The organism is Nibribacter koreensis, from assembly GCF_039541795.1.
GTDB classification, from domain to species: Bacteria; Bacteroidota; Bacteroidia; order Cytophagales; family Hymenobacteraceae; genus Nibribacter; species Nibribacter koreensis.
Map to the genome: position 1 here is coordinate 405,285 of NZ_BAABGX010000002.1, position 26,830 is coordinate 432,114.

The 26,830-nt window shown below is 49.6% G+C and carries 17 protein-coding genes and 1 pseudogene; 12 read left to right on the forward strand and 6 right to left on the reverse strand.

Going from position 1 to position 26,830, the window contains the following annotated elements:
• Positions 1–27: 27 nt before the first annotated feature.
• Positions 28–174 (reverse strand): hypothetical protein, encoded by a 147-nt coding sequence (locus ABD880_RS08960; RefSeq protein ID WP_345164805.1) that lies wholly within the window; start codon positions 172–174, stop codon positions 28–30.
• A 42-nt stretch (positions 175–216) separates the two neighbouring features.
• Here ABD880_RS08960 and ABD880_RS08965 point away from each other — a divergent pair, with 42 nt between their 5' ends.
• The 10 genes and pseudogenes from ABD880_RS08965 (at position 217) to argH (ending at position 14,802) form a co-directional block, all read left to right on the forward strand.
• The gene (locus tag ABD880_RS08965; protein WP_345164807.1) at positions 217–3,456 is read left to right on the forward strand and encodes a SusC/RagA family TonB-linked outer membrane protein; all 3,240 of its coding nucleotides are present in this window, start codon (positions 217–219) and stop codon (positions 3,454–3,456) included.
• Positions 3,457–3,475: 19 nt separating this feature from the next.
• Positions 3,476–4,933, forward strand: coding sequence for a SusD/RagB family nutrient-binding outer membrane lipoprotein (locus tag ABD880_RS08970; protein WP_345164809.1), 1,458 nt, complete (start codon positions 3,476–3,478; stop codon positions 4,931–4,933).
• A gap of 567 nt (positions 4,934–5,500) precedes the next feature.
• A pseudogene (locus ABD880_RS08975) lies at positions 5,501–6,055 on the forward strand (GNAT family N-acetyltransferase); the annotation flags it as partial.
• Positions 6,056–6,182: 127 nt separating this feature from the next.
• Positions 6,183–7,379, forward strand: coding sequence for an argininosuccinate synthase (gene argG, locus ABD880_RS08980; protein WP_345164811.1), 1,197 nt, complete (start codon positions 6,183–6,185; stop codon positions 7,377–7,379).
• The gene (argC, locus tag ABD880_RS08985) at positions 7,366–8,358 is read left to right on the forward strand and encodes an N-acetyl-gamma-glutamyl-phosphate reductase (protein WP_345164813.1); all 993 of its coding nucleotides are present in this window, start codon (positions 7,366–7,368) and stop codon (positions 8,356–8,358) included. The genes argG and argC overlap by 14 nt, the downstream gene beginning before the upstream one ends.
• A gap of 331 nt (positions 8,359–8,689) precedes the next feature.
• A complete protein-coding gene (locus ABD880_RS08990; protein WP_345164815.1) occupies positions 8,690–9,820 on the forward strand; it encodes an aspartate aminotransferase family protein in 1,131 nt (376 codons plus the stop codon).
• Positions 9,821–9,913: 93 nt separating this feature from the next.
• Positions 9,914–10,870, forward strand: coding sequence for an N-acetylornithine carbamoyltransferase (locus tag ABD880_RS08995; RefSeq protein ID WP_345164817.1), 957 nt, complete (start codon positions 9,914–9,916; stop codon positions 10,868–10,870).
• A gap of 491 nt (positions 10,871–11,361) precedes the next feature.
• Entirely contained in the window at positions 11,362–12,159 is a 798-nt protein-coding gene (gene argB, locus ABD880_RS09000) for an acetylglutamate kinase (protein WP_345164819.1), read from the forward strand.
• 245 nt (positions 12,160–12,404) lie between these two features.
• Positions 12,405–13,469, forward strand: coding sequence for a M20 family metallo-hydrolase (locus tag ABD880_RS09005; protein WP_345164821.1), 1,065 nt, complete (start codon positions 12,405–12,407; stop codon positions 13,467–13,469).
• Position 13,470: 1 nt separating this feature from the next.
• Positions 13,471–14,802: an argininosuccinate lyase gene (argH, locus tag ABD880_RS09010; RefSeq protein WP_345164823.1), complete on the forward strand. Its 1,332-nt coding sequence runs from the start codon at positions 13,471–13,473 to the stop codon at positions 14,800–14,802.
• Positions 14,803–15,048: 246 nt separating this feature from the next.
• On the opposite strand, the gene ABD880_RS09015 is transcribed toward argH, so the two are convergent.
• Entirely contained in the window at positions 15,049–16,047 is a 999-nt protein-coding gene (locus ABD880_RS09015) for an NADP-dependent oxidoreductase (RefSeq protein WP_345164825.1), read from the reverse strand.
• A gap of 345 nt (positions 16,048–16,392) precedes the next feature.
• Here ABD880_RS09015 and ABD880_RS09020 point away from each other — a divergent pair, with 345 nt between their 5' ends.
• The gene (locus tag ABD880_RS09020) at positions 16,393–18,153 is read left to right on the forward strand and encodes a T9SS type A sorting domain-containing protein (RefSeq protein WP_345164827.1); all 1,761 of its coding nucleotides are present in this window, start codon (positions 16,393–16,395) and stop codon (positions 18,151–18,153) included.
• Positions 18,154–18,262: 109 nt separating this feature from the next.
• On the opposite strand, the gene ABD880_RS09025 is transcribed toward ABD880_RS09020, so the two are convergent.
• The 4 genes from ABD880_RS09025 to ABD880_RS09040 form a co-directional block, all read right to left on the reverse strand.
• The gene (locus ABD880_RS09025) at positions 18,263–20,365 is read right to left on the reverse strand and encodes an insulinase family protein (RefSeq protein WP_345164829.1); all 2,103 of its coding nucleotides are present in this window, start codon (positions 20,363–20,365) and stop codon (positions 18,263–18,265) included.
• Positions 20,366–20,429: 64 nt separating this feature from the next.
• On the reverse strand, positions 20,430–21,767 hold the full coding sequence (locus ABD880_RS09030; RefSeq protein ID WP_345164831.1) for a M16 family metallopeptidase: 1,338 nt from the start codon (positions 21,765–21,767) through the stop codon (positions 20,430–20,432).
• A 334-nt stretch (positions 21,768–22,101) separates the two neighbouring features.
• Complete coding sequence (locus ABD880_RS09035; protein WP_345164833.1) at positions 22,102–22,857, reverse strand: LytR/AlgR family response regulator transcription factor; 756 nt, start codon at positions 22,855–22,857, stop codon at positions 22,102–22,104.
• Positions 22,858–22,970: 113 nt separating this feature from the next.
• Positions 22,971–23,990: a sensor histidine kinase gene (locus ABD880_RS09040; protein ID WP_345164835.1), complete on the reverse strand. Its 1,020-nt coding sequence runs from the start codon at positions 23,988–23,990 to the stop codon at positions 22,971–22,973.
• Positions 23,991–24,200: 210 nt separating this feature from the next.
• Here ABD880_RS09040 and ABD880_RS09045 point away from each other — a divergent pair, with 210 nt between their 5' ends.
• Positions 24,201–26,633 (forward strand): TonB-dependent receptor domain-containing protein, encoded by a 2,433-nt coding sequence (locus tag ABD880_RS09045; protein ID WP_345164837.1) that lies wholly within the window; start codon positions 24,201–24,203, stop codon positions 26,631–26,633.
• Positions 26,634–26,830 lie beyond the last annotated feature (197 nt).

Sequence of the window (26,830 nt, forward strand, 5' to 3'; positions counted from 1 at the left end):
AAATCAGTTAAGCAAAGAATTTCTGTTCTAGTTTTCATTTTTTATTTTAATTAAAGGTTTAATTAAAATAGTAGGCAAATGACTTGTGGTTTCTTGAATAATGACGCCAAATAACCAGCCACCGGCCAATGATTCAGCAGAAAGTTTTTGTTTTACCTGAATTCTTCTTATCATTAACCATTCATTTATTTACACAAACCATTAAACCAAACCAACATGAAAAAAATCTTACTCTTGAGTCTTTTCTTGTTGTCGGTGCTTCTGAACGAAGCCATGGCACAAAATAGGACTATCACAGGAAGGGTGACAGATGCTGGCAACAACGAAGGGTTGCCAGGTGTTACCGTTTTGGTGAAGGGCACTTCTAATGGCGCCTCCACTGATGCGAATGGAAACTTTCAGTTATCCATTCCAGCAGGCAACGCCACTTTGGTATTCAACTACATTGGATACGTTGCTCAAGAACGCGCAGTAGGTAACTCTACTACTATTAACGTAGCCTTGTCTTCAGACACTAAGGTATTGCAAGAAGTAGTAGTAACGGCCTTGGGTGAATCACGTGAGAAAGAAACTCTTCCTTACTCTGTAGGGGTGGTAAGCGGAAACCAATTGACGTTAGCTAAGTCTAATGACGTGAGTTCTTCTCTTGCTGGTAAAGTTTCTGGTGTTCAGCTACAAGGTTCTCCTTCTTCTACTTTTGACAACGCGTCTATCGTGATTCGTGGTGCTAACAGCATCTTGCCAGGCAACCCGCTTTACGTAGTAGACGGTGTTATCACTGAGCAGCAGAACGTGATCATGGACAACGTTGCTAACATCTCTGTTTTGAAGGGTGCTGCTGCAACGGCTCTTTATGGTAACCGTGCTGCCAACGGTGTGGTTATCATCACCAGCAAAAAAGGAGAGAAAGGCAAAACAACAGTTGAACTTAACTTGAGCGCAACTGCTGAGAAATTGTACTTGTTACCTCCATACCAGAACTCTTACGCAGGTGGTTATACCTCTTCTGTAAACAGCCCAGCCTCTTACGGCGCTGGTCCATCTGGTAACTACCTGGATGAGGCTGGTAACTACATCTTCCGTTACGATCCAGACGCAGGTCACCCTGCTGAGTGGGCTGCTTTTGACGGTCAGAAAATCCTTGAGTACGGTGCAGATGAGAGCTGGGGTCCAAAAATCACTGGCCAGACGTACCGTCCTTGGTACTCTTGGTACCCAGGTGAAGACTTTGGCAAGCAAATCCCAATGACAGCACAGCCAGACAACATCAGAGATTTCTTTGAGACTGGTATGTTCTTGAACAACTCTATTGCCTTCTCTGGCGCAAGTGATGCCGTTAGCTACCGTTTAACGTATGCCAACCAGCACAGAACACTTACTATCCCAGAAGCCAAGCGTAACCAACACCAATTAGGATTGAACTCATCTTTCACAGTTTCTCCTAAAATCACGGTTACTACAGATGCAACTTTCACTTACACAGACACGAAAGGTGCTCCAGCGGAAGACTATCGTAATGATGGTTTGAACGTAACTCAAGGTTTCAACCAGTGGTTCCAGCGTCAATTGAACCTGGACGATCTTAGAAACTACAGAACGCCAGACGGCCGTTTCAAGTCTTGGAACATTGGTGACCCTAATGCTTCTGGTGACATTGACGCTATCTTGACACCACAGTACTGGGAGTCTCCTTACTTTGTACAGGAGAACAACTTTACTACACAGCAAAACACTCGCTTATCTGGTAACTTAGGTTTGAACTACAAACTGACTGACCACTTAAGCGTACAGGGTAACGCTAAAATGTTCTACAGAGGTGGTAGAAATGATGGCCGTATCGCCTTCGGTTCTATTGCCACTCCTCAGTATACCTTAGCTCAGTTCACCATCCGAGAATTCAACTATGAAGGTTACTTAAACTACAAGAGAGAGTTTGGTGATTTCTCATTTGATGGCTTTGTGGGTACCGCATTGCGTTTGAATGACACTGATATCATGTCACAAACTACTCAAGGTGGTTTGAGCGCTCCAGATTATTTTGACATCTCTGCTTCTGTGGCTCGTCCGCTTTCTACTAGAACTTTTGAAGAAAGAGAAGTACGTTCATTATTGGGTCGTGCGTCTGTGGGTTACAAAGGCTTCTTGTTCTTAGACGGTACCTTGCGTAACGACTGGTTCTCTACCCTTCCTACAGAAAACAATAGCTTTATGTATGGTTCATTGGGAGGTTCATTGGTATTCACTGAGCTGTTGAACAATGAGAGCTTGAAGCGTGTGCTTTCTTCTGGTAAATTGAGAGGTTCTGTGGCTCAGGCTGGTCAGGACATCGGGTTTAACCAAGTGAATATTGTAAACAACAACGAGGTTGCTTATGGCAACAACTCTTCTGCCTCTGTGGGTAACCAATACAGAAGTGGCCAGATCAAGCCTGCTTTGACTACCTCATGGGAAGTTGGTGCTGACTTTAGATTCTTCAACCGCTTTGGCCTAGACTTCACGTACTACAATGACGTGAGCGAAGACCAAATCCTTGGTTTAGAGATTGACCCTACCACTGGTTACAACACTGCCCAGGTAAACGCCGGTAAATTTGTTAGAACTGGTATTGAATTGTCATTGAACGGTACTGCCGTACAAACTGACAACTTCACTTGGGATGTAATGATCAACTGGTCTAAAAACCGTTCTAGAGTAGATGAGCTAGTTGAAGGCGTTACTACTTACCTGGTAGGTACTGACTGGAACAACACTCGTTTAGAGCACAGAGCTGGTCAAGACTGGGGTATGTTAGTAGGTAGAAGATGGAGAAGAAACGACCAAGGCCAGATCTTGGTTGGTGCCAATGGTGTTCCTCAATATGACATAGGACAAGAAAGAGGTTCTGTACAGCCAGATTTCACTGGTGGTGTATTTAACTCTTTCTCTTACAAGGGCTTTAACTTAGGCTTCTCGTTAGACTTCCAGAAAGGTGGCTTGTTCTACTCTTCTACCAAGCAGTTTAACTTAGGTGGTGGTCTACATGAGGCTACTGTAGGTCTAAATGATAAAGGCAATGACTGGAGAGACTACCCATCTAACGGTGGTGGTTACAAGATTCCTAATGCGGTATTCGCGCCAGGTACTCCTAAAGCTGGTCAGCCAAATGATGTATACATGCCAGCTCGTCGTTACTTCTACACCTCATTGCAGGCAGGAGCCATTGACGAGTTTGTATTGGATGGTTCATACTTGAAACTAAGAGAAGTTCGTTTAGGTTATGAAGTTCCTAAGTCTATCTTGGGCACGCTGCCAATCTCTGGTGCTAACATTAGCTTCATTGTAAACAACGCTTGGTTAATCAGTGCTCCTGCCAAGGAGTATGGTATTGATCCTTCAGAATTAGAAGACTACTGGACAGAAGGCGGTCAGTTGAGCTCAACTCGCTCAATGGGTGTGAACTTGAGACTTACTTTCTAATCAGTAAAAAATTACTAAGATGAAAAAGAGAATTTTATCAATTGCTACGGGTCTTCTAGTATTCCTAGGAGCCTGTGATTTCAGCGACTTTGGTGACACCAACGTGGATCCAACAGCTTTGCCGGCGGTTTCCAACAAGGCCTTGTTGACTTTTTCAGAGCAGGCCATCTCTTGGACTACCTGGAGTGCCCCCGCTAGACAAGGTGCCGTAGGTACTGCTTCTTCTACTGCTGGTTATGCCAATGATTACATGGTATTGTACGCGCAGTATCTGTCTGAAGGTCCATACCCAGAGTCTCAGAACTACAGTGACCGTAACTTGTCATGGACTGAGTGGTACAGAGGCCCTTTGGCTAACTTGCAGACCATTATTGACAACAATAATGCTGGTAACGCTGCTGCAGATCCTGCCAACGGTTCTAAGAACAATCAGATTGCCGTTGCCCGTATCCTTAAGGCTTATTACTTCTGGTATTTAACAGATACCTATGGTGACATTCCTTACTCAGAAGCTTTGAAAGGTAATGAGAATAGAACTCCTAAGTATGATGCTCAGGAAGCTATCTACAATGACCTTTTCAAAGAAATGACTGAGGCTCAGGCTCAAATTGAGTTGGCTGGATTCCCGGTACAAGGAGACATTTTGCTGAACGGCGACATGGCTGGTTGGAAGCGTTTTGCTAACACGGCCCGCATGTTCATGGCATTGCGTTTAATTAAGAAAAACCCTGCTAAAGCAAAGGCTGAGTTTGAGGCTGCTATGACTGCTGGTGCCATCACTAGCAACGATGAGAACATTGTTTATCAGTTCTTAGGTGGTGATCCAAACAACTGGAACCCATGGTATGAAAACTATAGCAATGACAACCGTAATGATTATGCCCTTAGCGACAGAATCGTTACTGCCATGCAAGGTGATCCACGTTTGAAAGTATATGGTGAGTCTATCAACGGCAACATCATTGGTCTTCCTTACGGTACTGCGGTAGCTAGAAACATTCCTTCTGCTTACAGCCGTCTAGGTGAGAGATTCCAAGGTGCTGGTGTTATCGCTCCTATCTTCACGTATTCTCAAGTATTGTTTGCAAGAGCTGAAATGGCCAACCGTGGTCTTACTTCAGAGAACGCTGGTGCATTGTATGAGCAAGGCATTGAAGCTTCTGCTGAGTTCTACGGTGTAGGTCCAATTCCTCACGGTGCTTACGCAGGTAACAACGCCGCAGGTTTACAGCAAATCATCACCGAGAAATGGAAGCACCAATTCTTGAATGGTTTTGAAGCATGGACAGACTGGAGAAGAACTGGTTACCCATCTTTCTTGGTACCAGGTGAAGGTTCACTAGATGCCCGTGGTATTCCACGTAGAATGAGCTACCCAGCTAACGCTAGAACTGTGAACCAGGCTGGCTATGACGCTGCAATTGCTCGTCAAGGTGCAGACACTAACTACACCAGAGTATGGTGGGATGTTCAATAGTCTGAACTAACCTTAAAATTACAAAGAGCCGGGCACCTTGCCTGGCTCTTTGCTTTTAACCCAGTTCCTACTCCCCATCTCTGCCACTCACCTTATATCTCAAGGCCAACTATACCCAGATAATTGCATTCCTTTCATATTAAATAAAACCCAAGTCACATAATGGGGAATAAGGAAGGAAAAATGAACCAAGGCGTTGCAATTCTCATTTTTTATCTGAAAACTTTGCAGACAAGCGGTCGCCGCATTTATAGCTTTATCTAACAAAATGAATAAAAAGTCTATTTTATCAGTTGTGCCCACAACGGTAAAACGCTCCCTCACCGGGAGTGCGCTTTTTTCTGTTCTCTCCAGAACAGTTTTTTCTTCTGCTATTATCCCTACCCGATCCAGGCGCTAGGCCACCGGCTGGCCTAGGTTACTAAGCGTAACCATACCGGATGCCCTTTCATGCCCGCATTTGACTGCGGACAAAAGGACCCTATTTACCTTTCTCTTTTACTCATTTTAATACCATTGCGTATGAACGCTACGGCTATACAGTCGCAGCCTATTGCCTCTGTCTTCATGGAAGTACAACCTGATTTTACAGTGGTGGTAGCCTCACCAGAGCACACCCCCTTCGCCCAACAAATCTGTGATGAGATGGAAGCCTCTGCCAAGGCCCGTGGCACCGGTATTGCTAAACGCTCGCCGCTCTACGTGGCCCAGAAAATGGAAGAAGGCAAAGCAGTCATTGCCTTTGATGCGCAAGGCGCATGGGCTGGGTTCTGCTACATTGAAACCTGGGGCCACGGCGAGTACGTGGCCAACTCCGGGCTGATAGTAGCCCCGCACCTGCGCAAGAGCGGTCTGGCCAAGCGCATCAAGGAGAAAATCTTTGAACTGTCGCGCACCAAATACCCACACGCCAAAATCTTCGGGTTGACCACGGCCTTGGCGGTCATGAAAATCAACTCAGACCTGGGCTACCGCCCTGTAACCTATTCAGAGCTCACCAAAGACGAAGAATTCTGGAAAGGCTGCCGCAGTTGCGTCAACTTTGACATCTTAACCATGAAAGAGCGCAGCAACTGCCTCTGCACGGCCATGCTTTTTGTTCCGCCAAAGGCGGAAGACAATGAGTGATTGAGAGATTGAATGAATGAGAGAATAATATTTCCTACTCATTCATTCAATCTCTCAATCACTCAATATAAATCTCTCAATCATTCAAAAGTATTCAATCTCTCAATCACTCATTACCACCATGAAAAAAGTAGTTCTCGCGTTCAGTGGCGGCTTAGACACATCCTTTTGTGTGAAGTACCTACTGGAACAAGGTTATGACATCTATTCGGCCATTGTGAACACCGGCGGCTTCTCTGAGGAGGAATTGGTGGAAATAGCCCGAAGGGCCGAGAATCTGGGCGTGAAACAGCACGTAACCTTAGACGAAACCGATAACTACTACCAGTCTTGCCTGAAGTACCTCATCTTCGGGAATGTGCTCAAAAACAACACCTATCCCCTATCGGTGAGCGCCGAGCGTATCTCGCAGGCCATGGCCATTGCCAAATACGCCCAAGAAGTGGGCGCCGAGGCCGTGGCCCATGGAAGTACTGGCGCCGGCAACGACCAGGTGAGGTTTGACATGGTGTTCAACATCCTCATTCCCAAGGTAGAAATCATCACACCCATCCGGGACCTGAAACTGTCCCGCGAGGAGGAGATTGCCTACCTGAAAGAGCGTGGTGTGGAGATGGATTTCCAGAAGGCGCAGTACTCTATTAATAAAGGTATCTGGGGAACATCCGTAGGCGGTAAGGAAACCCTGACCTCCCACCAGGCTTTGCCTGAATCGGCGTACCCTACCCAACTGACTAAAGAAACACCAGAGCGCATCACGCTGCATTTCAAAAACGGTGAGCCGGTAGGTTTGAACGATGAAATGTTCGAGAACCCCGTGCACGTGATTCAGAAACTGCAAGAGATTGCCGGAGCCTATGCCATTGGCCGCGACATTCACGTAGGCGACACCATCATTGGCATTAAAGGCCGCGTAGGGTTTGAGGCGGCGGCCCCGATGATCATCATCAAAGCGCACCATGCCCTGGAGAAACACACCCTTACCAAATGGCAACTGTACTGGAAAGACAGCCTGGCCACCTGGTACGGTAACTGGATGCACGAAGGCCAGTTCCTAGACCCTACCATGCGCAACATTGAGACCTTTCTGGAAGACACGCAGAAAACCGTGACCGGAAAAGTGTACGTGTTGCTAGCGCCTTTCCGCTTCCAGGTGGAAGGCATTGAGTCAGACCATGATTTGATGTCGTCTAAGTTTGGCTCTTACGGCGAGATGAACAATGCCTGGACAGGCGAAGACGTGAAAGGTTTCTCCAAAATCTTCGGGAACCAGACTATGATGTACCGCTTAATCAACGGCGAAGATGGCGCAAAATAACAAGATACAAGTGGGCATAGTGGGCGGAGCGGGCTACACCGGTGGTGAGCTCCTGCGCCTGCTGGTGCACCACCCGAACGTTGCCATCAGCTTTGTGCATAGCCAAAGCCAGGCCGGCAAACCGGTGGTAGACACCCATACAGATTTGCTGGGTGATACGGAGTTGGTCTTTACCAACGAGCTGGGCACCAATGTAGATGTGCTGTTTCTCTGCGTAGGCCACGGCGATGCCCGGAAATTCCTGGACACCAACCCCATTCCGGACTCGGTGAAAATCATTGACCTGAGCCAGGATTTCCGGTTAACGGAGAAGTCCAGCATTGGCAACCGTCAGTTTGTGTACGGCCTGCCTGAGCTGAACCGCGAGCAGATTAAAACCGCTTCTAACATCGCCAATCCGGGTTGTTTTGCCACTGCTATTCAGTTGGCCTTGCTCCCGCTGGCGCAGAACGGTTCTCTGCCCACTGAGGTGCACGTGAGCGGCATCACCGGCTCTACCGGCGCGGGTCAGAAACTAGCTGAGACCTCTCACTTCAGCTGGCGCAACAATAACATCTCCAGCTACAAGGTCTTCGGGCACCAGCACCTAGATGAGATCACGGAGAGCCTTCAGACTCTGCAGGCAGACGCCCAGCCAGCCATCCGGTTTGTGCCGTACCGCGGTAATTTCAGCCGGGGTATTCTGTGCACTACCTACATGACCTCAGATGTGAGTCTGGAAGAAGCCCAGGTTTTGTTCACACAGTTTTACCATGGCCACCCTTATACCCTGGTCACCGACAAGAACCCAGACTTGAAACAGGTAGTGAATACGAACAAATGTCTCTTATATATAGAGAAACACGACGACCAACTGGTCATCACCAGCCTGATTGACAACCTGTTGAAAGGCGCCTCGGGCCAAGCCGTGCAAAATATGAATCTCATGTTTGGGTTGGAGGAACGTGCCGGTTTGCAGTTAAAGGCCATTGGGTTTTAGCCTCCTTTTTTGGCTTGTTTTGCAGAAAAGAGGCCAAAAACGGGAAACATCAACTAAGCTGAAAAATTCAAAACAAAGCCACAATATCACTTCTTTTTTGTCATCCTGAAAGAATCTTGTGGGCGAACTAGCATTGCTTTCATAAGCGACTTTACCGTTGGCCCTCAAGATCTTTCCAAGATGACAAAGCTGGTTAGATTGTTCAGCTACTCCTGAAGGCACAGGTCTGAAGGCTCGCGTCAGAAAATAACACACCCTCCGTTTTTGGCTTGTTTTCCTGAAAACAGGCCAAAAACGGAAAGTCTTACAACTTGAATCTTACGTCTATAATATGAATCTCTTTGACGTTTATCCCCTTTTTGACATAACACCGGTTCGTGCCCTGGGCTCCAAGGTCTGGGATGCCAACGGCATTGAATACCTGGATTTGTACGGCGGTCATGCCGTGATTTCCATCGGGCACAGCCATCCGCATTACGTGCAACGCCTAACCGAGCAGTTGAACAAAATAGGGTTCTACTCCAACTCCGTGAAGATTCCGCAACAACAAGAACTGGCTGACAAGCTGGGGCAACTGAGCGGCTACCCAGATTACCAGTTCTTCCTGATAAACTCTGGCGCCGAGGCCAACGAAAACGCCCTAAAGCTGGCCTCGTTTCATACTGGCCGCAAGAAAGTGATTTCGTTCAGCAAGTCCTTTCACGGCAGGACCTCAGCAGTAGTCGCTGCCACAGATGACCCAAGCTTGATAGCTCCGGTAAATGAGACAGAGAATATTTTGTTCCTTCCATTCAATGATTCTGCCGCTGTAGAAGAAGCCCTGGCAACCCATGAAGTGGCCGCTATTCTGGTGGAAGGCATACAGGGCGTGGGCGGCGTGAACATACCTACCGCTCAGTTTTTGCAGGATTTGGAAAAACTAGCCAAAAAACACGGCGCCCTTCTCATCCTAGATGAGATTCAGTCAGGCTACGGGCGCTCTGGTAAGTTCTTCGCGCACCAGCATGCGGGAATCCGGCCAGACTTGATTACCATCGCCAAGGGCATGGGCAACGGATTTCCGGTAGCGGGTGTTTTGATTTCACCTGAGATTAAGGCTAAACACGGCATGCTGGGTACTACCTTCGGGGGGAATTACCTGGCATGTGCCGCCTCTCTGGCGGTGCTGGAAGTGATGGAACAGGAAAACCTGATAGAAAACGCGGCTACCATGGGGAACTACCTCATAGAGAAAGCAAAGACTTTACCGGGCGTGCGCGAAGTACGCGGCCAAGGCCTAATGGTGGGCATTGAATTGGAGCAACCCTGCGCCCCGCTCCGCAAGGCCCTGCTAGATGAGTACCGCATTTTCACCGGCTCAGCGTCCAACAAAAACACCATCCGTATCCTGCCTGCGCTCAATGTAACGCAAGTGGAACTGTACAGATTCCTGGAAGCCTTCGCAGAGTTAGTTAGTAGATAAATAGACACAAGATGTAAGACATAAGACGCAAGGCTTTGGGCATTGGATTAAAATCTTGTGTCTTGAGTCTTACGTCTTAAATCCTAAATAAAAATGAAGCAATTCACCTCGGTACACGACGTACAAGACATAAACGCGCTGGTGCAGGAAGCCCTGGAGCTGAAAAAAAACCCGTATGCCCATGAAGACTTAGGCAAACGCAAAACCCTGGGCCTTATTTTCCTGAACCCCAGCTTACGTACCCGTCTGAGCACCCAAAAAGCCGCGCAGAGCCTGGGCATGAATGTGATGGTGATGAACATGGGCCAGGAAGGTTGGGCCCTGGAAACCCAGGACGGCGCCATCATGAACGGCACCACCGTGGAGCACATCAAAGACGCCGCCGCCGTCATGGGCGAGTACTGTGACGTGCTGGGCCTCCGCTCCTTCCCCAAACTGCAAAGCGTGGAGGAAGACTATTCAGAGGATATCCTCAAGAAGTTTATCCAGTACGCCAACGTGCCCTTCGTGAGCCTTGAATCAGCTACCCGTCACCCATTGCAGAGTTTAGCAGATTTAGTGACTATCACAGAGCATGCCCCTGCTGGCCGTCGGCCAAAGGTAGTGTTGACCTGGGGGCCGCACGTGAAAGCGCTGCCGCAGGCCGTACCCAACTCCTTTGCCGAATGGATGTGCGCCGCCGACGTAGATTTTGTCATCACCCACCCCGAAGGCTACGAGCTGGACCCGCAGTTCACCAACGGCGCCACCATCACTTACAACCAGCAGGAAGCCTTTGAAGGCGCCGACTTCATCTACGTAAAAAACTGGTCTACTTTCCAGCCTAACTACGGAGAAGTACTCACCCAAGACGCGAACTGGATGCTCACCAACCAGCACCTGGCCAACACCAACAACGCCAAAGTCATGCACTGCCTCCCCGTTCGCCGCAACGTTGAACTCAGCGATGAAATCCTGGACGGCCCCAACTCTTTAGTTGTACAGGAAGCCGCCAACCGTGAATTCGCCGCGCAGGCGGTATTGAAGCGGTTGCTGGAAGGGATAAAGTAATAGAACTGAAGACCTCATAGGTTTTAAAAACCTGTGAGGTCATACTTACCCCCTCATCTGTCATCCTGAAAGGACCTTGTGCGCAAGCTAGATAGACAATTGCTAAACGCAAAAAACCATTTTTGGCCTGTTTTAATGAAAATAGCCCAAAAACAAAAGCAAGCTTGTAGCTACTGCTTCTCTAACAGGCCCACAAGGTCCTTTCAGGAGGACAAAAAAATAAAAGCATTGAGTAGAGAGGAAAGATTGAATAGAAAGGAAAGGTTAAGTACCGCTGTTCCTGCTGCTAGGGATTTCCTGCTTCCGCTGTTCGGGATTTACCAATCCCGAACTACTCTGTCGCGGATTTATCAATCCGCCGGGAACCACGGGCAAGTTAGCAGAAACGGGGAGTAGGAACTCCCCTACAGATAGCTTCCGGATTATAAATCCGGAAGAGCAAGACATGGAAAACTATTTAGTTATTAAAGAAATCTAACGTTTAACATCTAGTGTCTACCAAACTCAACGTCATCAAAATAGGTGGCAACGTATTGGACAACGCCGACAAGCTGGAGCGGTTCATGACGGATTTCGCGCTGTTGCCGGGCCCGAAGGTGCTGGTGCACGGCGGCGGAACCATTGCCACAGAGATTGGCAAGAAAATGGGCATGGAAACTATCATGATCAACGGTCGTCGCGTCACTGATGCCAACACCCTGCACCTGGTGACCATGGTGTACGGCGGTCTCCTGAACAAGAACTTGGTGGCGCAATTACAGGCCAGAAAATGCAATGCCCTGGGCTTGACCGGCGCCGATGCCAACGTCATTCCCGCCCACAAGCGCCCCGTCAAAGACATTGACTACGGGTTTGTAGGCGACGTGGAAAGCCCAGACCAAGTGAATGTGCCGTTCCTAGCGTCTCTGGCCCAGCAAGGCATTGTCCCGGTGTTTGCGGCCCTCACCCATGACGGCGAAGGCAACATGCTTAACACCAACGCCGATACCATTGCCTCTACCCTGGCCGTGGCCTTGAGCCAACAGTTTGAAGTGAACCTGGTGTACTGCTTCGAGAAAAAAGGCGTGTTGTTAGATGTAGAAGATGAAACCAGCGTGATTCATCACCTCCAGCCTAGTTATTACCAAGAACTGAAGAACAAAGGAGCCATTTTTGCCGGCATGCTCCCCAAACTGGACAATGCGTTTTCTGCGCTGGAGCAAGGCGTAAAAGCGGTAATTATTGGCGATGCGGCAGACCTACAAGAGATCGCTAGAGGAAGAGAAGCTGGAACGAGGATTACCTTGTAAGACACTGATAGGAGCTTCGCACATTACGAGGCCATAGAGTTGAGCGTGTAAGGTGCGTTTTTGGCCTGTTTTCCAGAAAACAGGCCAAAAACGGTTGCATCTGGAGCGAGACTCCCGTCTTGTCACTTGGGATGAGGCGAGTCTCCAGACTCGCTATCTAATATAATTTAAAAAGGGAGTCTGAAGACTCCAACCATCTACAGACACGAGTCCAGAGACTCGCGCCGGAAGAACTTAAATTGTCAATGACCAACACCTTATATCAAGACGCCCTCAACCTGCTTCAGCAGCTCATCTCCATCCAGTCCTTCTCCCGCGAGGAAAGTGGGACGGCTGAGGCGATTGCGCAATTTTTACAGGCGCGGGGCGTGGAAATTCACCGCAGGGAGAACAACGTCTGGGCCTTCAATAAGCACTACAACCCAGCGTTGCCCACAGTACTCCTCAACTCACACCATGACACCGTAAAGCCGCACCCCAGTTGGACGTTTGACCCGTTCACGCCTACCGTGCAGGACGGCAAGCTCTACGGCCTGGGCAGCAATGACGCGGGCGGCTGTTTGGTCTCTTTGATTGCCACGTTCTTGCACTTTTATGACCGCACATATTTAACCTATAACCTGGTGCTGGCGGCTACCGCCGAAGAGGAAATCTCCGGAAGGAATGGCATTGAGCTGGTGTACCCAGAACTGGGGAACGTAAAATTTGCGATAGTAGGCGAGCCTACCCAGATGCACCTGGCCGTAGCCGAAAAAGGCCTGATGGTGCTGGATTGCGTGGCCCATGGGCAAGGCGGACATGCCGCGCGGGAGGAAGGCGTGAATGCCATTTACGAGGCGCTGACCGATATAGAATGGTTCAGGACGTATAGATTCCCAAAGGAAAGCAGTTTTCTGGGCCCGGTAAAGATGAGCGTGACCGTAATCCAAGCCGGTTCTCAGCATAACGTGGTGCCCGACCAATGCAAATTCACCGTGGATGTGCGCATAACCGATGCCTACCAGCCCGAGGAAGTGTTGAGCATCATAAAAGGGCACGTGAAGAGTGAGGTCACGCCTAGGTCCACGCGGCTGCGGCCCTCGTCCATTGACCGGGAGCACCCTATTGTGCAGTCGGGCATCAGGCTGGGCCGGAACCTGTACGGCTCCCCTACCACCTCAGACCAGGCGCTGTTAAACATCCCATCGCTCAAAATCGGGCCCGGCGACTCGGCCCGGTCGCATACCGCCAATGAATTTGTTTACATTTCCGAACTGGAAGAAGGCATTGCCCTGTACATTCAATTATTGACACCCGTAATTACCGCTTAGCATGAAACTCTGGCAAAAAGAAACCTCCGTAGCGCAGAACGTTGAGAAATTCACCGTGGGCAAAGACGCCGAAATGGACCTGCAACTGGCACCTTTTGACGTGCTGGGCTCCTTGGCGCACACGCGCATGCTGGAGAGCATCGGGCTCATGGAACCTGAAGACCTGGCCGCTGTGCAGCGTGAACTCAAGGCCATTTACCAGAGCATTGAGCGCGGCGAATTTGAAATTGAGCCCGGCGTAGAAGACGTGCACAGCCAGGTAGAGTTGCTGTTGACCCGCCGATTAGGTGAGGCCGGCAAGAAAATCCACAGCGGCCGCTCCCGTAACGACCAGGTGCTGGTGGATTTGAAGCTGTTCATCCGTCATGAGATTAGACAAACCGTGGAGGCCGTGCACACGCTGTTCACCACCTTGCAGGAGCTCAGCGAGAAGAACAAAGACGTGCTACTACCTGGTTATACTCACTTGCAGGTGGCCATGCCCTCCTCGTTCGGGTTGTGGTTTGGCGCGTACGCCGAGAGTTTGGTAGACGACCTTCAACTACTGCAAGCCGCCTATAAAATCAGCAACAAGAATCCGCTGGGTTCGGCGGCTGGGTACGGTAGTTCCTTCCCGCTCAACCGCCAGATGACCACGGACTTCCTGGGCTTTGATTCGCTGAACTACAACGTGGTGTACGCGCAGATGGGTCGGGGCAAGACCGAGCGCAGCGTGAGCATGGGTTTGGCGTCCATCGCTAGCACCGTGGGCCGCATGGCCATGGACGTGTGCCTGTACATGAGCCAGAACTTCGCCTTCGTGACGCTGCCCGATGAACTGACCACCGGTTCCAGCATCATGCCGCACAAGAAAAACCCAGACGTGTTTGAAATCATGCGCGGCAAGTGCAACCGCCTGCAGGCCCTGCCCACCGAGATTCAGATGCTGCTGGGTAACCTACCCTCGGGTTACCACCGTGAACTGCAATTACTCAAGGAAAGCTTCTTCCCAGCCTTCACAGAAATCAGGAACTGCCTGGAGATGATGACCTTCATGCTCCCCCACCTCAAACTGAACCCAGATATTCTAAAAGACGAAAAGTACCAGTACCTCTTCAGCGTGGAAGTGGTGAACAACCAGGTCTTGAGCGGTGTGCCGTTCAGAGATGCTTACAAAAATGTGGGCTTGGCCATTGAGAAAGGCGAGTTTGAACGGCCTGAGAAAGTGCACCACACCCACGAAGGCAGCATTGGCAACCTGTGTACCGCCGAGATAAAAGGCCTGATGGACGAGGTACTGAGCGGCTTCCAGTTTGAGAAAGTGGATAAGGCGATAAAGGAGTTGCTAGCGTAGGTTGTTTTTGGCCTGTTTTCTGTAAAAGAGGCCAAAAACGCAATAACGCAATTCCTTCTTCCTGAGGGAGAAGGTTAGGATGAGGGGGTTTAGGTTGCAGGTAGTACAGCCTTTGCTATGAATGGCCGCTTACCCTCTCTATAATTAACATTTTTGGTCTGTTTTACGGAAAACAGGCCAAAAACAAGAAAGCCTCTTGAGCCTATTAGCTCAAGAGGCTTTCCTGTTTTTAACTTAATCCCAAACTTACACCTTCACCAGCATCTTGCCTTGGTTCTGGCCAGTGAACAATCCTAAGAACGCATCTGGTAGTTTCTCAAAGCCATCCAGAATGGTTTCTTTATAATGGAGTTTGCCTTCTTTGACCCAGATGGCCAGTTGTTGCATAGCTTCGGGGAAGCGGGTGTGGTAGTTGCTCACAATAAAGCCTTTGATGAGCGCGCTGCGGGTTAAGATGAGGGGCAGGAACCGAGGTCCTAGTTGTGGTTGTTGGTCGTTGTAGTGGGCAATCTGGCCACAGATGATGAGGCGGGCGTGGAAGTTGATGAGCGAGATAACGGCATCAGTGATTTCGCCGCCCACATTGTCAAAGTATACATCCACGCCGTTGGGGCAGGCAGCTTTTAACTCTGCACGCAGGTTTTGGGTGGTTTTGTAGTTGATGACTTCATCATACCCGAATTCCTTTTTCAAGAGCTCTGCTTTTTCATCAGACCCGGCCAGACCTACCACGCGGCAACCCTTGAGCTTAGCAATCTGGCCTACCACCATGCCCACGGCTCCGGCTGCGCCAGAAACCACCATCGTCTCGCCTTCCTTGGGCTGCCCAATGTCCAACAACCCGAAAAAGGCGGTGAGGCCGGGCATGCCCAGAATACCCAAATAGTAGCTGGCCGGTGCCAGGTTGGTATCAATCTTTTGTAGTTTCTTGCCATCTGCCACAGTCTGCGTAGCCCAGGGCAAAGCCCCCAAGACCACATCGCCGGGTTGCAATGCCTCGCTCTTAGATTCTACTACTTTGGCTACTACGCCACCTTCCAGCGGGGCGTCTACCTGAAAAGGCGGCGTGTAAGACTTAGCATCGTTCATGCGGCCGCGCATATAGGGGTCAACGGAGATGTATAGCGGTTTTAATAGCACCTGCCCTTCCTGCAAGGCTGGTAACTCAGCTTTCTCAAACCTGAAATTCTCTGGTGTGGGGTTTCCTTTCGGCCGACTGGCCAGTACTATTTGTGTTACTTCCATGATGTCTCTTTACAAGGTTGACTCAAGGCCTAAGCCTTACGTATTGATTAAGAAACGGCTCCATACAGGAAAGGGTGTGAAACCAATAGGTAGCGTAGAGGAAACTAACCTAGATTGAAGATTTAGGGCAAGAAATGCTTTTTCAGTTTTTTGGCTGATTCCTGGAAAACAGGCCAAAAACAGGAATTCATATTAAAATTTCTGCATGAATTATTTTACCTTTTGCTGGCAAATGATATAAAGAGGCAAAGAGGTGGTGTTCTACAAATGTGACGGACACTTTGATTAGCCCCCTCACCAAAGCCATATGATTTGACGCAAGTTTCACCTCTAAAAATAGTCAGTATGAAAAAGTACTTTTTCCCACAACAATTGGCTGTTCTAAGGATTCTTGTAGTCTTAGGCTTTCTTATGGTTAGCTTGAACGCGCACGCTACCCATAAAAGAGCTGGTAACTTATTCTTTAAAAGCGACACCACTGCTGCTAGAAACCCGCTTCGGTTCTTCTTTAAATTAGTAACCTATACGGTTAAAGCACCCGGTGCCATAGAAGACGTAGAGGCAACTCTTTATTTTGGAGACTGTAGCACCCCTCAAACTTCTAATAGGACCGTGCGAGCTGAGCTAGTGAATGGGGAGTACTCTAGCTGGGTCAACACCTATTACTTTGAGCATACCTACGCCAGTGAAGGCACCTATACGGTCTCTTATGTAGCTGAAAACCGGAATTGGGGAATTATAAACGTTACCAACTCCGTACAACAGACCTTTTTTCTCACCGCTACCATCACCGTTGACCAGTTTTTAGGCTTGAACAGATCACCTATCCTACAGGTACCACCCATTGACGTGGCCGATATCAACAGCGTCTTTACGCACAACCCTGGCGCTTATGATCCTGACGGGGATAGCTTAGTGTTTAGGATGGTGGAGCCTAAAATTGATGGTGGCAGAAATGCTTGCGGAGATCCGGTTTGGAGAACCGCTCTTGGCTATACTGGGTTAGAAAACTTTCTGGGAGTACCCACAGATGCTACCGTGGCTTCTTTCAGGCTAGACCCAAACACGGGGCAATTGACCTGGAACACACCTAGCAGACTGGGCGCATACGCGGTAGCCATTGTGGTGGAAGAGTGGCGGGCCGGCCGTTTGATTGGACGCGTGGTGCGGGACATGCAGATTCTGGTAATGGACATTTCTAACAAACCACCCAAACTCTTACTGCCTGCAGACATCTGCCTGGTAGCCGGTACCAGCGTCCAACACGTGATAAAAGCCACTGATCTAGAAAACCAACCAGTTGTTATAAAATCCTATCTAGGAAATCTTTCTTCTACATTTGTCAAATCTGCCACTGAGGAGAATTCCTATTCTTTTAGCTTGCCATCAGAATGCCTGGCCGTACGCCGGCAACCCTATCAAGTAGTCTTTAGAGCAGTAGATGTTCCACCGGCTGGTGTGCAACCGTTGGCAGATGTACAGGCCTGGCGCGTTACCATGGTAGGCCCTGCGCCGGTGCTTTCCTCAGTGGTAAGGCAGGCCAACAACAGCATACGTGTCGCCTGGCAAGCGTATGCCTGTAGCGGCGCCAGAAAAATTTACATTTATAGAAAAGAAGGGCCTTCTACGTTCTCACCGGGAGGCTGTGAGACGGGTATTCCGCCCAGTAGCGGTTTCATTAAAGTGGGTGAGGTGGCCGCCAATGCCACCTCTTTCCTAGACAGCAACAACGGGCAAGGACTTCCGGTAGACAAAACGTACTATTACCGCATCTATGCAGACTTTGATGGACCTGCCGGCGGAAAAAGCTTAGCCTCCACTGAGCTAGGCAGTACCATCACGGGTTTAGCCGAAGAATTACAACCGCAACTCACGTTTTACCCTAACCCCGCTCAAGACTTTTTCCAGGTTAAGACAACTGCTTCTATTAAAGTTTTTGGGGCCGAGGTCTACACTCTGCAGGGTAAGAAAGTTCAAACATTACCCGCTCAACAGACCATAGACGGCCTTAGCTTTTCTGTGCAAGGTTTAGCCCAGGGAATGTACGTCATTAAGCTACAGACCAGCCAAGGCCAATGGGTTCAAAGGCTGATCATTGCAAGATAAACTCCATCCATTTTTAGGCTGATTTCTGGAAAACAGGCCAAAAACGACGGCACAAAAAAGGGAGCTGACCAATGTGGCCAGCTCCCTTTTTATTACATACGCTTGCTGTTTAGTTGAAGTCTGCGGCAGTTACGCCTTCGTTCAGTTTCACAGATTGGGCTTTCATTTCTAACACCTGCTGTTGACCAGCCGCAGTCACGGTCAGGGTGATGGCATGCGGGTACAAGATGTTGCCTACTTTCTTGTAGTCATTGTACTCGGTGCTGTTGTTGATGGTCATGTTGTTGGCAGTGGTGGATTCTTCGCTTTTCACTAGCAACTTGCTGGCCACGTCATAGAACTCGGTTTTGGTCTTACCGGCTGGGTAGGTAATAGCTACTTTGTAGGCATCAGAACCATTCACTTTCTCTACGCCCTTCACCTCGGCCTTGAACGCTGGGTTCTTCACGTAGTCCAATTGCTCAAACAGGCCGGTGATGTCGGCTTTCTCTTTGATCTGCTCTGGCGTCATTGGCTGTTTCTGGCCCATTTGCTCCTGATAGCCGGCTTTGCCATTGAAGCGCGTTTTCATAACTGGGTTGCCGCCCATGGACATCGTCATAGACTCCATGTTTGGCGCCATTTGCTTGGCTTGCACATCTAGGGTAGCACCTTGCATGCTCATGGACATGTTAGCGGCAATAGACTTCACTTTTTTCAACTCAGCCTCGCCGCCAAGGGCTTTCAAGTAGTTGTTGAAAATATCCGTGGCTTTCACGTTCACTGGCGCCGAGGTAGACGCCGAAGAAGCAGCACCAGCGGTGATAGGATTGGCGAAGGTGTCAAACTGCTTGATAGGGTAGTTGAGTCTCTTCAAGCCATCCAGCATCTCACTGGTGTTACCTACAATCACCACGCGGGTGTTGTTGCTGTTAAAGTACTTCTGGGCCACGCGCTGAATGTCTTCTTTGGTCACGGCGTTGATCTTCTGCAAATAGGTCTTGTAGAAATCCTTAGGCAGGTCATTGATTAAGATATTACGCGCGAAACCGGCGGTGCGGCCTTTGTTCTCCATACCCAAGGCGAAAGAGCCGTTGGCTAAGGCTTTGGCGCTAGCTAGTTCCTCATCAGTCACTTTCTCAGTGCGCAGTTTCTCAATTTCCTTGATGAATTCTACCACGGCGCTGTCCGTTTTGGCAGTTCTTACTGAAGCGGTAGCCGAGAAGGCGTTCTGGAAACGACCAGACCCGATGCTAGAATACGCTCCATAGGTGAAGCCGTGCTTCTCACGCAGGTTGTTGAACAAGCGGGCATCGCCGCCGCCGCCCAGAATCTGGTTGGCCAACAACACCGGGAAGAAATCTGGGTTGTTCATCTTCAGGTCTACCAGGTTCACCACGGCAATCTCAGATTGCACCGCGTTGGACATGTTCACCACGTTGATCTCGGTTTTAGCTGGATTAGGCACCATGGCCAGCGTAGGCAATTTCAAGGCAGGGCCTTTCAAATCACCTAGCACTTTCTCAGCTAGTACCTTGGCGGCGTCTGGCTTTATGTCACCAATGATGGTTAGGTAGCCTCTGGATGGCGTGATGTATTTGTTGTACGCCTCTTTCACATCGGCCAGGGTGATGGCGTTGATGGTCTCCTCAGTGGTGAACTCGCCAGACGGATGGCTTTTGCCATAGGCCAAGGCGTTCACAACTCTGCCAGAAACGGCTTTCACGTTTTTCTCATTGCTCTTGATGCCCGTCAACGCCTGTGACTTGATCTTGTCAAAAGACGCCTGGGTGAAGGCTGGGTTTTTCAGGCCCTTGCCCATCAAGGTGAAGGCCTCATTGAAATAACGGGTCAAGGCGGCGGCACTTCCTCCCGAAGAAGAAAGGCTCACACTGGCCCCCATGCGGTCTACGGCCTCATCAAAAGCGGCTTTGGACATGTCTTTGGTGCCTTCGTTCAGCATCTGGCCCATCAGGCTCAGCACTCCGGCCTTATTGCCTTCAGTGATGGGACCTGCGTCAATAAAGTAAGAAGCAGAGACACGCGGCAGTTTGTGGTCTTCCACTACCAACACGGTAATGCCGTTCTTGAGCTTAAACGTAACCGGGTCTTGCAACTTGACAACCGGCGCCGGACCGGCCGCTGGCTTCTTTGATCTGTCTATCTTAACCTGCGCTTCTGCATTGAATAGAAGAAAGGCACCGGCCAATAGTAAAAAATATTTTTTCATCATGATGTTCTGTATGTAAAGCGAATCAAACTAGCTAAGGCCAGGAAGAGCCGCGTTCAAACCTTAATTATTTAGATGCTTTGGCAGAGGCTGGCAAATAGTACAACACTACGCGCGCATTGGGTTGCAGGTATTTCTTGGCCGCCGCCTGGATGTCCTGACGGGTAACGGCTCTGATCTTGTCCAGCTCCTGGTTAATGTTGTTGGTGTTCTTGTTGTGGAAGGTATACCCCGCCGCCAGGTTCTCAGCCACGCCCAGCATGGTAGAGTTGGCCGTCACGTAGTTGTTCTCAAACTGGTTCTGAATCTTCTTGTATTCCTCTTCAGAGATCAGGTTGTTTTGCAGGCTGGCTACCTCGGCGTCAATGTCTTTCAAAAGCTCTGGAAGCGGCGTGTTGTTGTTAGGCAAAGCCAAAGTCAGGTAAGCACCGTAATCCTCCAGGCTGAAGTTGAAGGCCGCCACTTGCAGGGCGTTCTTCTTCTCATCCACCATTTTCTTGTAAAGCTTAGAGCTGGCACCGCCAGACAGGATGGAAGAGATCATTTCCATAGCCTTAGAATCCTTGTCGGTCATGCCCGGTACGCGGTAGCCTGCAAAGATGGCCGGGATCTGAATGTTGGCGTCATAGGCGGTGTCTACTATCATCTTAGTGATAGGCTCCTCAATCACTTTCTTATAATCCACCGGGGCACCTTTAGGCACGGCACTGAAATAAGCACTTACCAGGTCCTTGGTTTTAGCGATGTCTATGTCACCGGCAATGGAAAGCACGGCGTTGTTAGGCACGTAATATTTCTTGAAGAAGGCCTGAAACTCTGGCAAAGTAGCCGCGTCCAAATCTGCCATAGACCCGATGGGCTGCCAGTTGTACGGGTGCTTGGTGAATAGACGCTTGAACATCTCATTGGCAAACCCACCGTACGGCTGGTTGTCAATACGCATGCGCTTCTCTTCCTTCACTACCTCGTTCTGGGTTTTCACGCCAATCTCATTGATAACTGGGTGCAACATACGCTCGCTTTCCAACCACAGACCCAACTCCAACTGGTTAGACGGGAACACCTCATAGTAGAAAGTACGGTCATGCGAGGTGGTGGCATTGTTCTGGCCGCCGTTGCTGGACACCAACTTGAAGAACTCGCCGCGTTTAATGTTCTGGGTACCTTCAAACAGTAAATGCTCAAAGAAGTGCGCGAAGCCAGAGCGGCCCACTTGTTCGTTTTTAGAGCCCACGTGGTACATCACAGACACCGCTACCACGGGGGCAGTTTTGTCCTGGTGTAGAATTACGTGTAAGCCATTGGGTAAATCATACTCTGTGAACTCTACTTTCTGGGCTTGCGCCGCCGTAGAAGAGAGCATGGCCGCTGCCGCCGCAACGAATAAATGCTTCTTTGAAAACATAGGGTTGTGTGTGGGTTTGTGAAAATTTACTAGTGGGTTTTGGATTTGTTAGACGAAATTGGGCAATTCTTTTGGAACCACCTCCCTTTCTGGATGAATATTTAATATTTGCTAAATGCCAAATTATTCAATCCAGTTCCATCTTTGTGGTTGCTTGCATGACCGTTACAGGTCATTCTGCCTATTAGTAGTGGCAGGTTGCGTTTTCTTACAACCAGCGTAAAAGAATACTCACTTTATTTTCAGCACTTTCAAGCCACCGCATAAGAAAGCCGTTTTCAGCCTGTTTTCGAGAAAATAGGCTGAAAACGGCTTTCTTAAAATCTCAATGACTTTATAGTTTCTCTCTGTCTTTGATGAGCTTGAAGAAGCCGTCGCGGTAGGTTTCTCCTATGGGAAGAGAAGTGTCCTGGATGTAGAGTGTGTTGCCGTCTACCATGCTCACCTTGTCAATGGAAATGATGTAAGATTTGTGCACCCGGTAGAAAGGTGGCTGCGGCAGTTGTTCCTCTAAATCGCGCAGGGTTTGGTAGGTGACTACCCGTTGTTGCGGCAGGTACAGAGACACGTAGTTCTTGAGGCCTTCAATATAGAGGATGTCTGCGTAGTTGATGCGGAGGAATTTGTTCTTGCTCTCGCCCTTCACAAACATATAATCTGCCGGTGCACTGGTCACGGCGGGAGTACTTGGCAAGGTTACAAACGAAGGTGCCGCCTGAACAGAAACCGTTGCCGGTTGCAATAAAGCCTGCGCCTTCTGCACTGCTTTCAAGAACCGGTCAAACGCGATGGGCTTGAGCAGATAATCCACCACGTCATGTTCATAACCTTCCAGGGCGTATTCTGGGTAGGCGGTGGTGAGAATGACCTTGCATTTGTTGCCCGCCAGTTTCAAGAACTGCAAGCCGGTGAGCTCAGGCATCTGAATGTCCAGAAACACCAAATCACAGCGGCCGTCGCTCACCCAGCCCAAGGCCTCTATGGGACTGGTGGTACTGCCCGCAAACTCCAGAAACGGAATCTTGTCTATGTACGCCTTGAGGAGGTTGGACGCGTAGGCCTCATCATCTACACAAATGCACCTGATCATTTTCAATAACGAATTAAGAATTAGGAATGGAAGATAAGGGAACGCGCGGGAATGAACTAGAGCAGGGCACATCGTTTTTGGCTTGTTTTCACAGAATCAGGCCAAAAACGTCTTTACTGTACGTTCAATTCCAGTTTGGCTTCATACACGCCGTCTGTGTTCTGCACCTCTAGGTGGTGTTGGCCGGGGTACAGCAGGGCCAGCCTCCGCTTGATGTTCACCAGGCCAATACCGGTGCTGTGGTCTTTCTGATGGCTGTTGATATGGTTGCGTACTACAAAGGACAGCGTGTTGCCTACCACCTGCAACTGGATGTCTACCGGTGTGGCGGGGTTACTGACCACCCCGTGCTTAAAGGCATTTTCTACAAAGGGAATCAAGACCAAGGAAGCCACCCGCTGTCCATCTACGTTGCCTTGCACGTCAAAATTCACGAAGAACCTGTCCTCAAACCGTAGCCTGAAAATGTCAATAAAACTTTGCAAGTAATCCACTTCTTTCTGCAGTTCTACTTTGCCGTCTGGGCTGTCATGGAGCATGTAGCGCATCATGTCTGAGAGCTTCATGATGGCCTCTGCCAATTGCTCAGAAACAGGATACGCCAGGGCGTAGATGTAATTGAGCGTGTTGTAAAGGAAATGCGGGTTGACCTGTGATTTGAGAAATGCCAGCTCGGCCTGGTTCTTTTCTAGACGCAATAGCTTGTTTTCTTTCTCTTTTTTAAAGACGTTCTCCACGCTCCAAACCACTGCGCTTAGGGCCATCATGGGCGTAGCCCTAAACAGGTTGTCCAAGATGATAAATCGGAGGCTGGTGCCCACCGTATAGTTCTGAAACCCCAGCACTGCCGGGTACAGGTTCTCTTCAATCAGGTACCGGGTGGCCACAAAAATGGCGGGAGCCCAGCCTAGCGCTAAAAGGAAATACAGAATGCGCTCTCTATTCAAATACCTAGGGTACACAAACAGGTAACAGTAATAGAACACCGCCATCAGGGACAGAATATAAGAGAACTGCAACCACATCATCACTGACCGTTTCTGGAGCGGCTCCAAGTAAAGGCCCACCAGACAGTACAGCAGATACAGGGACCAGGCAGCTATGTGCAGAAGAAGGGTTCTGTGCTTTTTCATCCCTCAAAACTACACAGCCTTCTCAGCCTTTCTAACTTTTTTACACCAACCCCCGCTTTTGTGATGTGAACGTCCGTTTTTGGGCTCTTTTGGCTAAAACAGGCCAAAAACGGCGGTTGGGATAATAGTTAGAGGTGTTGGGATATTATTTTTTAAGGGGTGCGCGGGCTTCTTCACCTTTGGGCAACAATACTACAAGACGCTGTTGCTATGAAAACATTCTCTACTTCCACCTCCACCTGGCTACTGGCCCTCACCACTTTTCTGCTCTCCTTTTCTGCCTTGGCGCAGACCGGCCCTACCACTGTGAAAGGCACCGTGCAAGACGCCAAAGGCCAACCGGTTGCCTACGCCACTGTGATGCTGTTGCACCTACCGGACTCAGCAATTGCCCTCGCCCAAACCGCCGATGAAGCGGGCGCCTACGCCTTTGAGAAAGTGACAGCTGGAAGATACCTTGTCAAAGCCACCCGCATTGACTTAAACTCCGCCCTGAGCGCTTCTTTTGAAGTAAAAGCTCAGCCGGTGCAGGTGCCGGCCTTAGTGACTTCTGAGAAAAGCACTGCTTTAAAGGAGGTGATGGTGCAAGGCCAGCGTCCTTTACTGGAACAGCAGGCTGACAGGCTGATCCTGAACGTGGAGAAACTGAACACCGCCGGTGACAATGCCCTAGAAGTGCTTAAAAATGCGCCAGGCGTACGGCTGGACAAAGACGACAACATTGTGTTTAGAGGCAGTTCCAGCGTGAACGTGATGATCAATGGCAAGATGACCTACATGACTGGCCAGGAGTTGAACAACTACTTAAAGTCCCTTCCGGCGGCCAGCGTGAGTAAGGTAGAACTCATTGCCAACCCGCCCGCCTCCTTTGACGCCGCCGGCACCGCGGGCGTTATCAACATCCAGCTTAAGCGCGAACTCACCAAAGGCATGAACGGAAGCATGAACCTGGGCACGGGCTACGGCACCTATGAGAAGGTATGGGGCGGCCTGAATTTGAACTACAACCTGGGCAAAGTGAGCTTCTTCTCGCGCGTCAACGCCGGGCATTACAACTCCTACAACCGCCTGACCATGGAGCGCACCATCCGGGACAGCGTGTACCGCTCGGTCAACTACTGGCACCCGGTTACCAAGAGCGTAAACGTAGCGGCGGGCATGGATTATTTCATCAGCAAAAAACACACAGTGGGTCTTATGCTGAAAGGTTATTCTTCACCTGAAGAAGCGGTCACCACCAGCAACTCGGTGAGCTTTGACGTGCCGGGCAAGGCCATTGGTAGTACGCTCATGAGCAACCCCAACACCCTTTCCTCCAGCAACTACAGCCTTAATTTTAACTACCGCTTCGAGATAGACACCACCGGCCGCACGCTCACCCTTGACACCGACTACGTGCGCTACCAAAACGGAAAAGACGAGCATTTCACCAATCAATACTTTGAGTCCTCTATCCAGAACGGAAAGACCTTGGAGCAACTAAGAAGCTTCTCTGAGGCCGCCGTCCGCATTTACGCTGTTAAGTTGGATTACGTGCATCCGCTGGGCAAAAACCTAAAGGCTGAAACCGGCTGGAAAAGCTCTTGGGTACGCACTGATTCTGATCTGCATTTCCAGACGCAGTCCGCTGAGAACACCTGGCAACAGGATGACCGCCGCACCAACCATTTCATCTATGACGAGAACATCAACGCAGGGTACATCAGCCTGAGTCAAAAAGTAAGCAAAGCCCTGAGTTTGAAAGCCGGCTTGCGCGCCGAGCAAACCGTTTCATTAGGCAATTCGCTTACCGCAGAAAACGTGGTAGACCGCAACTACTGGCAGTTGTTCCCTAGCCTGTTTGCCAGCTTCACGCCGCATGATGACCACCAGTTTTCTGCCTCCTATAGCAGAAGAATCAGTAGACCGTCTTACCGAAGCCTCAACCCGTTCACCTTTTTCTCAGACCCGTATACCGGCCTCAGAGGCAATCCTTTTTTGCAGCCTTCCTTCTCCAATTCGTTGCAGTTCAACTACACGTTCAAGAACTTCCAGTTGCTGAGCGTCAGCTATCTACAGCAGAAGGACTTTGTGATGGAGGTGGTCACCCAGAATGACCAGACCAAGGAGAGCATCAGTACGCCGCAGAACCTGAGCCGCGCTTCTTCCCTGAGCTTGAGCAGTGGCGGTACCTTGCCCGTTCGTACCTGGTGGAGCGCCAACGTACAACTACAAGGCAGCCTGGACCAAGTTAACACGCCAGTCCAGAACACGTCTTACAACCAAAAGCAATTTGCATGGAGTGCCAGCACCGATCATAACTTTACCCTGCCCAAAAAGATTACGTTGCAGTATTCAGCGTACTATAGCTCACCGTCAGTATCTGGTTTGTTTAATGTGAAAGCCAATTACGCCATGGACTTAGGCGCGAAGAAAACTTTCTTAGATGGCCGGGCCACCGTGGCCTTGAAACTACGCGACGTGTTTAATACCGTCCGGTTCAGAAGCACCCTGGACTACGCCAACGTGAACATGACCTGGCAGAACGAATGGGAAAGCCGCCGCCTAAACCTCACCTTTGACTATAAGTTTGGCAACAGCAAAATAAAGACCGCCCGCAACAGAAAAACCGGCACCTCTGAGGAAGAGAACAGGGTGAATTAAGAGAAAGTAATTATCTGTAACTGGTTTCCATTAGTACGCGGCGTGGCAAAGCTCATTGCAATTTCTACGTTGCGAGGGACTTTGCCACGACATCGTTTTTAGCCTGTTTTCCAAGAATAAGACCAAAAACGAAGAATGGCATTACTCCTTTCCTCTTGGTTAGGAACTAAGAAACTACCGTAACACCCGTCATTTGT